Genomic DNA, 15,207 nt, shown 5'->3' on the forward strand with positions numbered 1-15,207 from the left:
CATGTCGAATGGGCCTTCGATCTGAAAAACGGGACCCATTACATTCCGCTCGGTCTGGGTGCCGGCAAAGTCTGGAAATCCGGGCCCAATATTCTCAATGCCTTCATCGAACCGCAGTGAACTGTCGAGCACAATGCAGCCTTGCCACCGTCCACGCTGTTCGCCGGCCACAACGTTACCTTCGGCAAATAAGGACTCTCCCATGCACGGTGTACTGCGCGCAGCCGGTTACCGGCCCTGCTGGACTTGCGTGTCGCGCCACCGCTAATGAATGCCGATGCGGGATTCATCAGGCGGATGAATGCGCACCGGCAGCGCTTGATGCAATTTTATCGGGCGCGCCTGCATGCCTATGAGGGCGGCCGGGATGCGTGGGCAAGGGATATTTGCGAGGCAATGCGCCGGGATGGGGGAATCCCCATTACCGGTGGTTTGTCGGGGAGTGATGCAGATATTGTTGGTCCGCCATCGTCGGAGCGCCGCCCGGAGCGAACCGGCTCCTGGCGGCGCTCCGGCGAAGAGGCCATCAGCCCCGATACATCACTTGGATTTGAGCTTCAGATACGACTGATGCATATCCGAAGCCCAGCCATCGATCACGCCTTTCACGTCATCAGCTTTCATCACCTGCGAGTCATTTTCCAACGGTTTGCCGGTGCCTTTGCGCACCACCTGGGCCAAAACTTTATTGTTGCCGCCATCGAGAAATACTGCCTCTGTAGCCAGGTCTGTTTGCTGATCACGAATCCCGCTGGCGGTACTCACCGCCGCCGCGACCAGCGCAATCGGGATCACTTCATAAGGCTTCAGTCCTTCGGTCTTGCTGCTGACTGCAGTGATCGCCGCGCGCACCACTATCACACCCGGGCCAGGGCCGGCGGCCAGCGGCAGGGATTTGCCGATTTCACGTTTGAGCGCCTGATCGTAGTAACTGGTGATCCCGTTCAGGGTGGTCTGAGGAATTTTTAAGGTTGCCTGAGGCTTGGGGTACAGCTGCGTCGGCTCGATGTACACACTTTTGAATGTGCTGATGTCGAGCTTCGGATCGACCCAGCGCATCACCACCGCCCCGGAAGGTGATTTGGCTTCCTGGAGCTGGCTGTAATCCTTGAGGAAGCCCGAATACTGGTCCGGCTCGACCTTTTTGCTGGCGCAGCCAACTACGCCGATCGAGGCAATGCACAGTGTGTTCATCATTAATGCAAGCTTCATGCGGTAACTCCTGTAGGGCAGTCGACTACGGTTTGGAAGCGGATTTAACAGGTATAGCCAATGCAGCGCATCTTGTTGTGCAGAATCACAATATTCATCTATCGCTGCGCAGGGGCTCGCGACGGTCATTTGACAGACGTCCATCCTGCGACAAAGCTCCATCGAGCTTGTACGCGCGCCTGACGGCAACCGCACCCCGACGATGGAAGTCGCAATGCCGAAACATAAAAATAAAGCAGCAGCACCACGCCCTGATGCGCCACCGACCTCGATTTCCCGTTTTCTGTTTCCCTTCTTCATCAGCGTGTTGCTCCTGGCGATCGTCGGTATTGGCTGGTTTCTGTTCAGCAGCCAGCCGGCGCCGGTCACCTATGCGCCGCTGGTAACCACGCCGATCATCACACCTGAAAAACCCGTGGTCGCCGCACCGGCGAAGATGGTCGATGAGCAACAATGCCAGGGTTGCCATAGCGAGCAGGTGAAGGACTGGCAAGGCTCGCATCACCAACTGGCGATGCAGGAAGCCAGCGCCGGCACGATGCTCGGTGATTTCAACAACATCACCTTCAAGGCCGAAAACGAGACGACCCGATTCTCGCGCAAAAGCGACGAATTCTGGGTCAACACACCGGGCAATGATGGCAAGAATGCTGACTTCAAAGTTGCCTACACCTTTGGCGTCGCGCCGTTGCAGCAGTATTTGATTGAGGTCGGCGAAGGTCGGTTGCAAGCCTTGGGCGTCGCCTGGGATAGCGAGAAACACCGCTGGTTTCACCTCTATCCGGGGCAAGGTGTGACCTTCAAGAACCCGTTGCACTGGAGCAAGCCGAGCCAGAACGCCAACTTCATGTGCGTCGAGTGCCATACCACCGGCTACAAACGCAACTTCGACGCAGCGAAAAACACCTTTGACAGTCAGTGGAACAGCCTTGGCGTGGGTTGTCAGGCCTGCCACGGCCCCGCGTCCAGTCACCTGGAATGGACCGCGAAAAAGACTGATCTGATCCACGCCGGTTTCGCCGTCGACCTCAAGGACAACGACCCTACCGTCGAGATCGAAACCTGCGCCCGCTGCCACTCCCGGCGCGCGCCGCTGGGCGATGGTTTCACCGTTGGCAAGCGGCTGATGGACGACTACCTGCCCAGCCCCCTGACCCGCGAATTGTACGCGCTGGATGGCAAGATCAAGGACGAAGTGTTTGAACACGGCTCCTTCGCCCAGAGCAAAATGTTCGACAAGGGTGTGCGCTGCAGCAACTGCCACAACCCCCACAGCAACGAGCTCAAGGCTCCGGGCAACGGCGTCTGCCTGCAATGCCACAACAGCGCCGGCAAAACCTCGGTTGCAGGCGTCGAGGGCAAAGGCCTGCAAGCGAAAAACTACGACTCCATCGAGCACACTCGCCACGCCATCGGCCAACCGGGTTCGCAGTGCGTGGATTGCCACATGCCCGGCAAGTTCTACATGGGCAATGACTATCGGCATGACCACAGTTTCAGCATTCCCAACCCGGAGCGGGCGAAAAAACTCGGCACACCGGACGCCTGCCTGACCTGCCATCAAGGCAAGGCCGGTGACAAAATCAGCGATCAATTCAAGCTCTGGAACAGCGCCACCGCCGCCCAGGCACCGCGTTACGACGAAAGCCTGTGGTTGATTCGAACCGGCCAGCCCGGCGCGGCACAAGCCTTGTACGAACAGCTGCAACGCAGCAACCTGCCGGCGATCCAGCGCGCAACACTGCTGGCGGAGTTGTCGCTGTACCCCAGCGAACAGGCGTTGAAACTGGCGACCCAGGACTTGCGCAACCCCGCACCGCAAGTGCGTGAAAGCGCCGTCCGGGCGATCAGCGCGTTCCTCCCGCCGGCAGAGCGTGCGCCGCTGCTGACGCCGTTGCTGGGTGACCCGGTCAAAGCAGTGCGCATTGCTGCCGCACGGGATCTGCTCAGCGCCGCCCGCAATGGTTTAGGCAGCGCTCAGCCGAACTGGAACAGCGCCATCGCCGAGTATGAGTACGTGCAAAAGAGCCTGGCCGAACGCGCTGAAGCCAACCTCAACCTCGCCATGCTGTATCAGGCCAGCGGTCGTAGCGCTGAAGTTGAAGCGCTGCTGCGCACGGCGCTCCAGCGCGATCCGGACTTTTACCCGGCGCTGGTGACGCTGGTGCAGTGGCTGGAAGCCAGTGGGCGTGGTCAGGAAGCACAGGCGCTGCTGGAACAAGGCCTCAAGGACCATCCGCACGCGGCGTTGCTGCTGCATACCCAAGGGCTGTCGCTGATACGAGCGGGCAAAACTGCCCAGGCCATGCCGGTGCTGCGCAAAGCCGCCGAGCTGGAACCCCGGAGCGCGCAGTTCGGCTATGTGCTGGCGGTGGCACTGCATGACAGCGGCAAGGTTGATGAGGCCTGCGAGGAGCTGGAACGGTTGTTGAAAGTGCAACCGACGAATCGCAATGCTCGGTTGTCTTTGATCCAGTACTACCTGGAAAACGGACAGCAGCCCAAGGCCCAAGCGCTGTTGCAGGGCTGGAAGAAGATGAACATGGGGGATCCGGCGCTGAAGTGAACGGGGGGGATCCGAAGGCCCCAACGCCGGCAAGCCGGCTCCTACAGGTCCTATTTTTTGTCCGACACATCACCACTAGGAGCGAGCCTGATCGCGAAGGCGATTGAAGGCGACGGGCCCTGGATCTTTGAAATTTTCTAACGGCGCCGAAACAACGGTCGCGGCTCAATCACCGAACGCCCATACAACACGCTCATGCCAGCCAGGCCCTTGAGCGCATCGTCGGCGGACTTGTCTTCGCGCACCGCAAAGCTGTCGAAACCGCATTGGCGCATGTGGCTGAGTTGATCGCGCAGGACATCGCCGACCGCGCGCAATTCGCCGGTCCAGCCCAATCGTCTGCGCAGCAAATACGCCTGGCTGTAACCACGACCGTCGCGAAAACTCGGGAAATCCAGCGCAATCAGCGGCAGTTGCTCGAACCACGGCTTGAGGCTTTCCACCTCATCGTCCGGCCCCAGCCACACACCATGCTGCTTGGGCGCTTGCAACCAGCAAGCCAGCGGCACAATCGCCGGTCCCGAGGGCCATCCGACCGCAGGGTCCCTGACCAGGGTCCACGGATCGGCGCCATCGATCCGCGCCACACCGGCCTCCAGTCGCAGCAGATTGTTCATGCCGACACCTCCAGCAACTTCGGATAAACCGCTTCTTTGAAAGGCTCCAGACCGAGGCGCTGCAGGGTGTCGACGAACAGTTCTTCGCTCTCGCGGTAACGCACGAACGTGGCGATGATCTGCTCAATCACGCCGGGCACTTCGGCGGCACTGAAGGATGGGCCGATGACTTTGCCCAGCGCGCTGTGCTTGCCCTGAGCACCGCCGAGGGTGATCTGGTACCACTCGCTGCCGTTCTTGTCGACGCCCAGAATGCCGATATTGCCAATGTGGTGGTGGCCACAGGCGTTCATGCAACCGGAAATGTTGAGGCTGATATCGCCCAGATCATGCAGGTAATCCAGGTCGTCAAAACGCGCCTGAATGCCCTGCGCGATCGGAATCGACTTGGCGTTGGCCAACGCGCAGAAATCGCCACCGGGGCACGCGATGATGTCGGTCAGCAAGCCGACATTGGCACTGCCCAATCCGTGCTCGCAAGCCACACGCCAGAGCGTGAACAGCTCCGACTTCGGCACGTCCGGCAGGACGATGTTCTGTTCATGGGCAATGCGAATCTCGCCGAAACCGAACTGCTCGGACCAGTTGGCCACCGCATCCATTTGTTCGCCGGTGACATCCCCCGGCGGCGAAGCACTGCCCGGTTTGGTCGACAGCACCACACTGGCGTAGCCCGGCACCTTGTGCGGCTGGACATTGCGCGACACCCAGCGGGCGAACGCCGGGTTTTCCGTCAGGCGTGTGCCAAATTCCAGGTCGGTGCCGGGCAGCGAACGGTAATCCGGCGGCACAAAGGCACTGGCGACACGCTCATATTCGTCACCGGTCAATTGCGCCGGCCCGTCCTTGAGGTACTGCCACTCCTCCTCCACTTCCCGGGCAAAGGCTTCGATGCCGAGCGCCTTGACCAGAATTTTGATCCGCGCCTTGTACTTGTTGTCTCGCCGGCCGTGGCGGTTGTAGACCCGCAGCACCGCTTCGACATACGACAGCAGATGCTGCCACGGCAAGCCTTCACGAATCTGCAGACCAAGAATCGGCGTGCGCCCCAAACCACCGCCAACAATGACTCGCAGGAGCATTTGCCCGTCGGCGCCGGGGTAAAGATAGAGGCCGATGTCGTGCATCATGATCGCCGCGCGGTCCTGTACGGCCGAGCAGATGGCGATCTTGAACTTGCGTGGCAGGAACAGGAATTCCGGATTGATCGTCGACCATTGGCGCAAGATTTCCGCCAGCGGTCGCGGGTCAATCAACTCGTCGGCGGCCACCCCGGCGAAGGCTTCGGTGGTGATGTTGCGCACGCAGTTGCCAGACGTCTGGATCGCGTGCATTTCTACCTGGGCCAGGCGCTCCAGGATCTCTGGCACCTGGGCCAGTTCGATCCAGTTGAACTGCATGTTCTGCCGGGTGGTGAAGTGACCATAGCCGCGATCGTAATCCCGGGCGATGCTCGCCAGCGTACGCATCTGTTGCGCGCTGAGCGTGCCGTAAGGAATCGCCACGCGCAGCATGTAAGCGTGTTTTTGCATATACAGGCCGTTCTGCAAGCGCAACGGCAGGAATTCTTCTTCGCTCAACGCGCCTGCCGTGAAGCGTTCGACCTGATCGCGAAACTGCGCAACGCGCTCGAAGACCAGCGCCCGGTCATAGTCGTCGTACTGATACATGTGGCTACCTCATCAGAATGGGGCGGGCTCTGTGGCTCGTTTTCTGGGTGTGACTATGGACCTGCGGCGCAGTACGTTACAGATTCAGCTAAACGGTAAAAAACCGTATCAGAATGCGGGCAAGGACCGCAGGCAAGCGTTGTATCTGATCCGCATAAACTCGGTTTTTCTGAGTCTGTTTTGTTTACGCGCGGGTTTCTACAGTGGGTTGCATGCCAGTCCGGGTGGCCTGGCAAGACTTTGCAACCGTGGAAGCATTGACCATGAGCACAGCAATAATCGGACAGGCCTATAACTACAAGGTCGTCCGCCAATTCGTCGTGGCGACCATTTTCTGGGGCGTCGTGGGGATGGCGATGGGGGTGTGGATCGCCTCCCAACTGGTGTGGCCCGAGATGAACCTCGACCTGCCGTGGACCTCGTTCGGGCGTTTGCGTCCGCTGCACACCAGCCTGGTGATTTTCGGCTTTGCCGGCAGCGCCCAGTTCGCCGCCAGTTATTACGCGGTGCAGCGTACCTGCCAGGTACGGCTGTACTCGGACACCCTCGCCGCATTCACTTTCTGGGGTTGGCAATCGGTGATCGTGGTGATGCTGATCACCCTGCCGCTGGGCTACACCACCACCAAGGAATACGCCGAGATCGAATTCTCCGGTGCAGTGTGGATGACCGTGGTCTGGGTCGCATACGCCGTGGTGTTTTTCACAACGGTGGTGCGACGCAAGACCCGACATATTTACGTCGGCAACTGGTTTTTCGGCGCGTTCATCGTGGTGATCGCCATGTTGCACGTGGTCAATCACTTGTCGATTCCGGTGGACTGGTTCAAATCCTATCCGGTGTATTCCGGCGCCACCGACGCCATGGTGCAGTGGTGGTACGGGCACAACGCGGTGGGTTTCTTCCTGACCACCGGGTTCCTCGGGATGATGTATTACTTCGTGCCGAAACAGGTCGGGCGGCCGGTGTACTCCTATCGCTTGTCCATCGTGCATTTCTGGGCCCTGATCACCCTGTACATCTGGGCCGGCCCGCACCATTTGCACTACACCGCGTTGCCGGACTGGGCGCAGTCGCTCGGCATGGCGATGTCGCTGATCCTGCTGGCGCCGAGTTGGGGCGGCATGATCAACGGGATGATGACGCTCTCGGGCGCCTGGCATAAGTTGCGCACCGATCCGATTTTGCGCTTTCTGGTGCTGTCGCTGGCCTTCTACGGCATGTCGACCTTCGAGGGGCCGATGATGGCGATCAAAACCGTCAACGCCCTCTCCCACTACACGGACTGGACCATCGGCCACGTGCACGCCGGCGCGCTCGGCTGGGTGGCGATGATCACCTTCGGCGCGGTCTACCACATGATTCCGAAAGTCTTTGGCCGCGAACAGATGTACAGCACGCCGCTGATCAACCTGCATTTCTGGCTGGCGACCATCGGCACAGTGCTGTACATCGCCTCGATGTGGGTCAACGGCATCACCCAGGGCCTGATGTGGCGCGCGATCAACGACGACGGCACGCTGACCTACTCCTTCGTCGAGGCCCTGCAGGCCAGCCATCCGGGGTTTGTGGTGCGGTTTGCCGGCGGCGTGTTCTTCCTCAGCGGCATGCTGCTGATGGCGTACAACGCCTGGCGCACCGTGCGGGTCTCCGACGTGGCGATGGCTGAACGTGAAGCGCAGATTGCCTGAGGCGAGGAACTTGAGATGATCGAGACAGTGTTGAATGGCTTGGGCGTGGCGGGGCTTTGGCTGGCGGTCGAGTACTGCCTGAAGCAGCAGACGGAGCAGAGTCTGGAGGACGCGAGTCTGATCCCGTTTGCCGATGACCCGGAGGTGGCGCGGCGGGTGGAATTGGCGACGGGGAAAGTGGTGAAAGCGGTGGCGCCGGAAGAGCCGAAACCGGGATGGATAAACTTCGAAATCTGAATCACCGCCCATCACTGTGGGAGCGGGCTTGCCCGCGATAGCGGAATGTCAGTCAACGAGTGTGTTGAATGTGATGCCGTCATCGCGGGCAAGCCCGCTCCCACAGGGTTATGTGTCAGCCTCAGAGAATTCAACCCCGATCGCGGGGGATCAGGCTCTGCAACTGCTGCGCCAGAAAATTCGCATCGAAGGCGAAGGTGTCCGGGTCTTTCAAACCATTGGTCTTGCGCCACTGCCAGTTGTCGGACGGCGGCAGGCACACCAGCGAAATACTGCCGTACCGCGCAGCCGTCAGGCCCATCACCGCCAGAGAAATCTGCCCTCCGGTGCCCATCACGTCCGGCACGAACTCCACGGGTTTACCGGCGATCACGATGCCTAGTTTCTCGGTCTTGAACGTCGATGTCTCGACCGGAACGCTAGGCCCCGAGGCGACATACGCCTCACGGCTGACTTCCAGCAGGTTCGGCGCCTGGACCGGCTCCAGCCATTGCTGGATCTGATCGAACAGCTCGCCAATGCGCGTCGTCCACACGGCCGATTGCGACTCGAACAGTTGTTTTTTGTGCGCTTCGCTGTCTGCGTAGTGGCGAAGCATCTCGCCCAGTTGCTGTACGTCGTCCATTGCGGTGTTCCTTTGGTTGAAGCAGTGCTGCGGACTTTGAGCATGGCAGATGCGCGCGGCGGGCGTACGACTAAAAGCGTGAGCGGTATTGACTGGGGGTCATGGCGAGGAATTTGCGGAAGGCGCTGCCCATGTGCGACTGGTGGGAGAAACCGGCATCGAGGGCGATTTCCGCCAGGCTCAACCCGGTGTGCTCGATCATCCGCCGTGCGGCCTGGAGTCGCACTTCAACGAGATAAGCGTGCGGTGTGAGGCCGATGGCGCGAGAAAAGTCGCGGAGAAAGCGCAGCTCGTTCTGGCCGTAGGCTGCCGCCAGTTGTTGCAACGTGAGGGGCTGATGGAATTGTTCGGCGATCAGGTCCAGCACTTTGGCGAGGGCCACGGGTGCCGGCCGGTGAGCCCTTTCGATTTGCGGTTGCGCCAACGCCACGAATCCCAGGGCACATTGCTCCAGTGCCAGCAGGTCGGGGTGTGGCGCCAGTAACAACCGCCGCGCTTCGCGCGCCAGGCTCAGCGCCCGTCGATTGCCACAAGACTGCACGCGGTGGCCGACGGCGGGCAAATGCTCCTCGGCGAACGATGCGTCCAGCTGCATCAGCAAATATTCGCCGCCGCTGGCCGATTCGGAAAACACTTCGACGCCTACCGGCGTATACGCCAGAACACCGGGTAGCGTATCGAAATCCACCCGCCGATCCGAGTCAATCGCGTGCACGCCCTGCTGGCGTTCCAGCGTCACCCCAAGGGTTGGCGACTGCGCCGGATCGCGTGCGCTGTAAGCGGCACGGGGCAGGAGTTGCAGGCTGACTTTAGCGCCCGACAAGCGTTGGCTCAGCATGTGAAATTTCCTGATAGAAAGCCGCGAAGCGCCACGGGATACTCCTACACAAAGGGTTGCCATCAACAGGAGCACACCATGCGCACCATCGGCCTTATCGGCGGCATGAGCTGGGAGTCCAGCGCCGAGTATTACCGTCTCATCAACCAGCAGGTACGCGACCAACTCGGGCCGTTGCGTTCAGCAAAATTGCTAATGTACAGCGTCGACTTCGGGCCTGTCGAACAGGCGCAGCATGCCGGTCGCTGGGACGATGCGGCGTTGATTCTGGTGGATGCCGCGCGGCGGCTGGAAGCTGGCGGCGCCGATTGCGTAGTGCTGTGCACCAACACCATGCACAAGGTCGCCGGGCAGATTCAGGCGGCGATCAGTATTCCGTTCCTGCACATCGCCGATCCGGCCGGACAGGCGGCGGTCGATGCCGGTGCGCGGAACGTCGGGTTGCTGGGGACAGCGTTCACCATGGAACAGGACTTCCTCAAGGAACGCCTGACGTCGATGGGGCTGACCGTGCTGGTGCCGGATGCCGAAGAGCGTCAAGCCGTGCACCGGATCATCTATGACGAGTTGTGCGTCGGGGTGATCAGCGAGGCGTCACGCCGGGTTTATCAGCAGGTGATCGAATCCCTGGGTCAGCGTGGCGCCCAGGTCATCATTCTCGGCTGCACCGAAATCGGCCTGCTGATCAAACCCGAGCACAGCGCCCTGCCCCTGCTCGACACCACCGAACTGCATGCGCAGACGGCGGTGGCGTTCGCATTGGGCGAGTGAATCAACCGACCTTGGGCGTGCGCCGCAGACGCGCCATGCTCAAGGTGTCCACCAGCCTCCCGTCACGCACGGCGTAGTCGCGAAACAGGCCTTCGGTTTCAAAGCCAAACTTGCGGTACAGACCGATAGCCGCTTCGTTGTCGGCGTACACCGACAGCTCGACCCGTTGCAGATTCATCCAGTTGTCGGCGATGTCCAGCGCGGTGGCCAGCAACTTCGAACCAACGCCCTTGCCCTGCCACGCCGATAAAACGCCCATACCGAAGCTGCCGGCATGACTGCGACGGATCCGCGAAAACTGCTCCAGGCCAATGCTGCCGATCACCTGGCCCTGATGCAGCGCCACCAGTTTGATTTCGCGTTCGTTGTCCGACGCCAGGCGTTTGCGCCAGACCTCGATGGACTGAAACGGCATTTGCAGCACTTGCCGGGTAACCGCCGGCTCGTTGTAAAGCGCGGTAATGCCTTCGAGGTGGGATTCGTTGAAGCGTTCGAGGGTAATAACAGCGTCAGTGACGGACATGGGTGATTCATCCTTGAGACAGACATGGCCGCTCACTCTACAACGCCGACTTCAAACATGGCGAGAAGCTCGCTCCTTCAGTTGATAGTGCTCAGGCTTCAAACCACTCCCGGCGCTCTTCGAAAGTGTTCTGGATCAGTTCGACGATCATCTGCACCTGCGCCGCATCCTGCGACTGCGCATTCACCGCCATCCACACCTGACGCTGCATCGGCTGGCCAAACAACCCGGGCAGTGCAATGAGGCCACGGTCGAAACGGCTCATGTAGCCGGGCAGCAAACCGATGCAGGCGCTGCAACGAATCATCTCCAGCATCAGCTCATAGGCATGCAACTGCACCACCCCGGCCAGGCGCTGATCCACCAGCGCATTCCACGGCACAAAGCTCTCGACCTGAAGGTGAGGCTGCCATTGCACCAGCAGGAAATCGGCGAGGTCATCGAGGCTGTCCGGGCGCGACGCGGTGCGCGAATAACGCTTGGCAATGTGCGGCAGGTAGTCAAGCCGCGCCAGGCGTCGGGGCTCGCCGACGGCAAAACTCGGCCCCGGCAGCGACGAATCGGTGCCGCCCAGCCACACCACGACATCGGCGCTGACGGCGCGCAGGGCCAGTTCGCTGTCGAGGGAAATGATCTCCAGGCGCACGCTGGCGTTGCGTCGCAGCAAGGCCACCAGGTCGCGACCAAGAATGTCATGCAAGATAGATTCGGCGACGGCCAGGCGCACCAAGGGTTGTTCGATCACTGGCAAATCACGTTCATGGGCCAAGGCAATCAACTGCGCCTGAAGCTGCAAGCCTTCACGACTGAGGGTGACGCTATTGTCGCCATGGCTGAACAGCGAACACTGCAGTTGCGCTTCGAGTTGCGCCAACTGCTTGCGCAGCAAAGTCGCCTTGATGTTGAGACTGCGCGAAGCCTGCATGAAACAACCGCAGCGGGCACTGACCGTAAACGCTTGCGCCAGTTGCGGGTCGAGCGCGGCGACCTGCGCGCGCCAGGATGACGGGGTGTCTACAGGTGAACGGTATTCGTCAGGGCGTTGGCGCCCAGTGGTTTCCATGAATGACATCGATGACTCCCTGTCGATCTGTCTATTGGAGACCTCATCCTGCGCAACGTTCATGAACCTGATGTGACAGCGTCATCACTCGCTGGGGGTTTGACGAAAACTGACCGCCAGGCGATTCCAGCTGTTGATGGTGGTGACGGCGATGGTCAGGTCGACCATCTCGTTCTCGCTGAACTGTTCCCGGGCCTGGGCGTAGACGTCATCCGGGACATGGCTTTGCGAGAGCAAGGTGACCGCTTCGGTCCAGGCCAGTGCCGCACGCTCTCGCGGGTTGAAGAAACCGCTGTCACGCCAGACCACAATCGAATACAGACGCCGGTCGGTCTCGCCCAGGCGCCGTGCGTCCACCGAGTGCATGTCGGTGCAGAAGGCGCAGCCATTGAGCTGCGAGGCGCGGATCTTGACCAGGTGCAGCAGCGCCGGCGCGATGCTCAGGTTGCTGGTCAGCGCCTCCATGGCAATCATGGCTTTCATCGCCTTGGGCGACGCGCTGTAGTAATCCAGACGGGAAGTCATGGCGTGCCTCGTGGATCGATAGATGCTTTCACGGTAAGCGCGGATGCGTCAGCGTTACAGATCCAATTGCGCGAAATACCGGTGGACCACCCTGAAGCAGGCCAATCCGCGTTTTTTCCCCCACGCAACTTCTGCACGTCGGCGCTTGCGGGTAATCTGGCGCGACGCACACGCGCCTCAACCGCCCAGGAGCCCCGTCGGTATGGAACTTCATGTTGTCATCAACGGCCGCAAGGACCTGGCAGGCCAGTTGTACAACCAACTGCGCAGCGCCATCGAATCCGGCCGTCTGGCAGCCGGGACGCAACTGCCGCCCAGCCGTCTGCTGGCCGAACAGCTGGGCATCTCGCGCAAGACCATTTCCGACACCTATGCGCAACTGACGTATGAAAACTTCCTGACCGGGGTGATCGGCAAAGGCACCTACGTCAATGCCCGGGCTGCAAAAGCGCTGCCCAAGCAAAGCCATTCGCAGTTGGCGAGCGCCGAGGTCATCGAGTCATGGCGCAATTTGCCGGTGTTTTTGCGTCACCCGACGCTGGAAGGTTCGCTGCGTTATGACTTCATCGGTGGCGCCACCAGCAAGGGCCAGTTCCCGCAGGACGATTGGCGGCGCTGCACCTCTCACGCCTTGCGCCAGATGACCGGCTCAAAGGGTTTCTACAGCCTGCCCGAAGGTCTTCCGGCACTGCGCAACGCGATCGCCAGGCATATCGCATTTTCCCGTGGGGTAAATTGCCAGGACGAAGACGTGGTGGTGTGCAACGGCGCGCAACAGGCGCTGGACCTGATCTCCCGCGTGATGACCCGCCCCGGCAGCATCGTCGCCATGGAAGACCCTGGCTACCCGCCCGCGCGCCTGCTGTTCGGCAGCCACGGCGCCACGGTGATCGGCGTGCCGGTCGATGCTGAAGGCATTCAAGTCGACAAAATCCCCCTTGGCACCCGTCTGATTTACGTCACACCCTCCCACCAGTTCCCGCTCGGCATGCCGATGAGCCATGCACGACGGGTGGCGCTGCTGGAACGCGCCTACGAGCTGGGCGCGATCATTATCGAGGACGATTACGACAGCGAGTTCCGCTACGAAGGCCGGCCCACCGACTCGCTGCAAAGCATGGATGAACGCGGGATCGTCGCTTACGTCGGCACCTTTTCAAAAACCCTGCTGCCAGAACTGCGCCTCGGCTATGCGATCTTGCCGCCAGCAATTCTCGAAGCGGTGATCCGCGCCAAGCAGCTCACCGACCTGCACACCTCCACCCTTCCACAATGGGCGCTGGCCAAATTCATCGCCGAAGGCTGCCTGCTCAAGCACATTCGGCGCTGTCATACGATTTACGCCGGGCGGCGCGAACGCATCCTCACGCGCATCGCGGGCTACCTGTCACCCTGGTTCGAAGCGATCCCGAGCACGGCGGGTTTCCATATGGTGCTTATGTGCAAAGTGCCTATCGATATGCCACTGCTGATCGAACTGGCGAAAAAGGTCGAAGTCGGGTTGTATTCCATCGACGCGTTTTTCTACCAGCACGCGCCACAGGCAGGGCTTCTCATGGGATTTGGCGCCATCGAAACCCTGGATATCGACACCGCGCTGGATCGCTTGCGGGACATTTTGCAGCAGGTCGCCTGACCGATTGGACTGGGTTTTTATCCGGCGATTGGCTATTGGCGGTCCGTAAGTGCGGGCCTATCCTGCATAAGCGTTATCCCTCAATGAGCAGGATTCGTCCGGCCTGATTCAGGAGTGTGAGCAATGTCCAACGAAGTGATCAACACCGTAAAGGTGCAGGCCGCCGCCGGCCGCTCGGATGAGCTGGGTAAGCAACTGCAAAAGATTGTCGAAACCCTGCGCAAACAACCGGGCTGCGATTCCTATATGGTCGACCGCTGCCCCGAGGACAGCAACCGCTGGAACGTCAGCGCCCGCTGGCAATCGGAAGCGGCCATGCAGATGCATTTCAACTGCCCTGAAGTACAAGGCTTTATCGGTCTGATCGACAGTCGACTGGCCAACGCCGTCGACTTCAACAGCTTTCCGATCCATTGAATACCTCTGTAGGTGCCGGTTTGCTGGCGATCGGATCACCTTGGTGTACCTGATGCACCACAGTGATGCGATCGCCGACAAACCGGCTCCTACAGGTTTTGCCTGGCCTTGCGCAAATCCTGATTGGTCCCCTCGCCTTCTGCTGAATTGGCTGTTTGATTGCGCTCACTGGCGGATTAACGTTGTTTCTGACAACTAACCACCGCAGGTGATGAATCATGAAAGTTTTGCGTTTACTGGCCGCCCCGCTTGCTGTCCTCGCCTTAAGTGTTTCTGCCTCGGCATTCGCCCACGGCCCTTCAGAAAAAGTCACGATTCTGCAAGATGAAGCACTGAAGAACGTCCCTGGCAAAAAGGCGCTGATGATCGAAGTCGATTACAAGCCGGGCCAGTCCTCCATCGCCCACAAGCACGAAGGCACGGCAATGGCCTACGTGATTTCGGGCACGATCATTTCCCAGGTGAAAGGCGGCAAAGCGATCACCTACAAGGCCGGCGAATACTGGTACGAGCCCGCCGGCTCGGAACATCTGGTGTCGAAAAATGCCAGTGCGACCAAGCCTGCCAAACTCCTGGTGTTCATGGTGTTGTCGCCCGACGAGAAAGTGTTGATCCCCTTGGAAAACTGATGGCTGAACCTACAGCCATAAATAATCAGGCCCGAATCGCAAGTTCGGGCCTTTTTATTGCCCGACGCAATTAGCCGGCAAGTTTTAAACCAAACAATACTATCGGCCACCTGACAAGTGCATGAATTGGCTATTTCATTGAGCCGTTACAGGTTTAGTCTGAAGTGACTGCCGATATCGGCCACTT

Annotated in this window: 15 protein-coding genes and 2 pseudogenes; 9 read left to right on the forward strand and 8 right to left on the reverse strand. The window is 60.1% G+C overall.

Annotated elements, in window-relative coordinates; all coding sequences use genetic code 11:
- Nucleotides 1–9: 9 nt before the first annotated feature.
- Nucleotides 10–192, forward strand: a pseudogene (locus tag ACI77H_RS20375) (hypothetical protein); the annotation flags it as partial.
- A gap of 36 nt (nucleotides 193–228) precedes the next feature.
- Nucleotides 229–446: pseudogene (locus ACI77H_RS20380) on the forward strand (hypothetical protein); the annotation flags it as partial.
- A 94-nt stretch (nucleotides 447–540) separates the two neighbouring features.
- Here ACI77H_RS20380 and ACI77H_RS20385 read toward each other — a convergent pair.
- Entirely contained in the window at nucleotides 541–1,212 is a 672-nt protein-coding gene (locus tag ACI77H_RS20385; RefSeq protein ID WP_407013725.1) for a DUF3313 domain-containing protein, read from the reverse strand.
- A gap of 214 nt (nucleotides 1,213–1,426) precedes the next feature.
- Here ACI77H_RS20385 and ACI77H_RS20390 point away from each other — a divergent pair, with 214 nt between their 5' ends.
- On the forward strand, nucleotides 1,427–3,778 hold the full coding sequence (locus tag ACI77H_RS20390; protein ID WP_407013527.1) for a tetratricopeptide repeat protein: 2,352 nt from the start codon (nucleotides 1,427–1,429) through the stop codon (nucleotides 3,776–3,778).
- 137 nt (nucleotides 3,779–3,915) lie between these two features.
- Here ACI77H_RS20390 and ACI77H_RS20395 read toward each other — a convergent pair whose 3' ends face one another.
- A complete protein-coding gene (locus tag ACI77H_RS20395; RefSeq protein ID WP_407013528.1) occupies nucleotides 3,916–4,395 on the reverse strand; it encodes a DUF934 domain-containing protein in 480 nt (159 codons plus the stop codon).
- Nucleotides 4,392–6,065 (reverse strand): nitrite/sulfite reductase, encoded by a 1,674-nt coding sequence (locus ACI77H_RS20400; RefSeq protein WP_407013529.1) that lies wholly within the window; start codon nucleotides 6,063–6,065, stop codon nucleotides 4,392–4,394. Before ACI77H_RS20400 ends, ACI77H_RS20395 begins: the two co-directional genes overlap by 4 nt.
- 263 nt (nucleotides 6,066–6,328) lie before the next feature.
- Between ACI77H_RS20400 and ccoN the strand changes: the two genes are divergently transcribed.
- The gene (ccoN, locus tag ACI77H_RS20405; RefSeq protein WP_407013530.1) at nucleotides 6,329–7,756 is read left to right on the forward strand and encodes a cytochrome-c oxidase, cbb3-type subunit I; all 1,428 of its coding nucleotides are present in this window, start codon (nucleotides 6,329–6,331) and stop codon (nucleotides 7,754–7,756) included.
- A gap of 15 nt (nucleotides 7,757–7,771) precedes the next feature.
- Nucleotides 7,772–7,993, forward strand: coding sequence for a cbb3-type cytochrome c oxidase subunit 3 (locus ACI77H_RS20410; RefSeq protein ID WP_407013531.1), 222 nt, complete (start codon nucleotides 7,772–7,774; stop codon nucleotides 7,991–7,993).
- Nucleotides 7,994–8,123: 130 nt separating this feature from the next.
- Here ACI77H_RS20410 and ACI77H_RS20415 read toward each other — a convergent pair whose 3' ends face one another.
- The gene (locus ACI77H_RS20415; protein ID WP_407013532.1) at nucleotides 8,124–8,618 is read right to left on the reverse strand and encodes a hypothetical protein; all 495 of its coding nucleotides are present in this window, start codon (nucleotides 8,616–8,618) and stop codon (nucleotides 8,124–8,126) included.
- Between the two features lie 70 nt (nucleotides 8,619–8,688).
- Complete coding sequence (locus ACI77H_RS20420; protein WP_407013533.1) at nucleotides 8,689–9,456, reverse strand: helix-turn-helix domain-containing protein; 768 nt, start codon at nucleotides 9,454–9,456, stop codon at nucleotides 8,689–8,691.
- Nucleotides 9,457–9,534: 78 nt separating this feature from the next.
- On the opposite strand from ACI77H_RS20420, the gene ACI77H_RS20425 reads away from it, so the two are divergent.
- Nucleotides 9,535–10,227, forward strand: a complete 693-nt coding sequence (locus tag ACI77H_RS20425) for an aspartate/glutamate racemase family protein (protein WP_407013534.1) — start codon at nucleotides 9,535–9,537, stop codon at nucleotides 10,225–10,227.
- 1 nt (nucleotide 10,228) lies between these two features.
- Here ACI77H_RS20425 and ACI77H_RS20430 read toward each other — a convergent pair whose 3' ends face one another.
- The 3 genes from ACI77H_RS20430 to ACI77H_RS20440 form a co-directional block, all read right to left on the reverse strand.
- Entirely contained in the window at nucleotides 10,229–10,750 is a 522-nt protein-coding gene (locus ACI77H_RS20430; protein ID WP_407013535.1) for a GNAT family N-acetyltransferase, read from the reverse strand.
- A gap of 91 nt (nucleotides 10,751–10,841) precedes the next feature.
- Nucleotides 10,842–11,822, reverse strand: coding sequence for a LysR substrate-binding domain-containing protein (locus ACI77H_RS20435; protein WP_407013536.1), 981 nt, complete (start codon nucleotides 11,820–11,822; stop codon nucleotides 10,842–10,844).
- Nucleotides 11,823–11,897: 75 nt separating this feature from the next.
- On the reverse strand, nucleotides 11,898–12,338 hold the full coding sequence (locus ACI77H_RS20440) for a carboxymuconolactone decarboxylase family protein (RefSeq protein WP_407013537.1): 441 nt from the start codon (nucleotides 12,336–12,338) through the stop codon (nucleotides 11,898–11,900).
- A gap of 202 nt (nucleotides 12,339–12,540) precedes the next feature.
- Here ACI77H_RS20440 and ACI77H_RS20445 point away from each other — a divergent pair, with 202 nt between their 5' ends.
- From ACI77H_RS20445 to ACI77H_RS20455, 3 genes are all read left to right on the forward strand, one after another.
- Nucleotides 12,541–13,974, forward strand: coding sequence for a PLP-dependent aminotransferase family protein (locus ACI77H_RS20445; RefSeq protein ID WP_407013538.1), 1,434 nt, complete (start codon nucleotides 12,541–12,543; stop codon nucleotides 13,972–13,974).
- 123 nt (nucleotides 13,975–14,097) lie between these two features.
- Nucleotides 14,098–14,391 carry a putative quinol monooxygenase gene (locus ACI77H_RS20450; RefSeq protein ID WP_407013539.1) on the forward strand — a complete coding sequence of 98 codons (294 nt, stop codon included), beginning with the start codon at nucleotides 14,098–14,100 and terminating at the stop codon, nucleotides 14,389–14,391.
- Between the two features lie 218 nt (nucleotides 14,392–14,609).
- Nucleotides 14,610–15,020 carry a cupin domain-containing protein gene (locus ACI77H_RS20455; RefSeq protein ID WP_407013540.1) on the forward strand — a complete coding sequence of 137 codons (411 nt, stop codon included), beginning with the start codon at nucleotides 14,610–14,612 and terminating at the stop codon, nucleotides 15,018–15,020.
- Nucleotides 15,021–15,207 lie beyond the last annotated feature (187 nt).

Origin of the sequence: Pseudomonas sp. O230 (assembly GCF_045447035.1) — a bacterium.
GTDB lineage: Bacteria > Pseudomonadota > Gammaproteobacteria > Pseudomonadales > Pseudomonadaceae > Aquipseudomonas.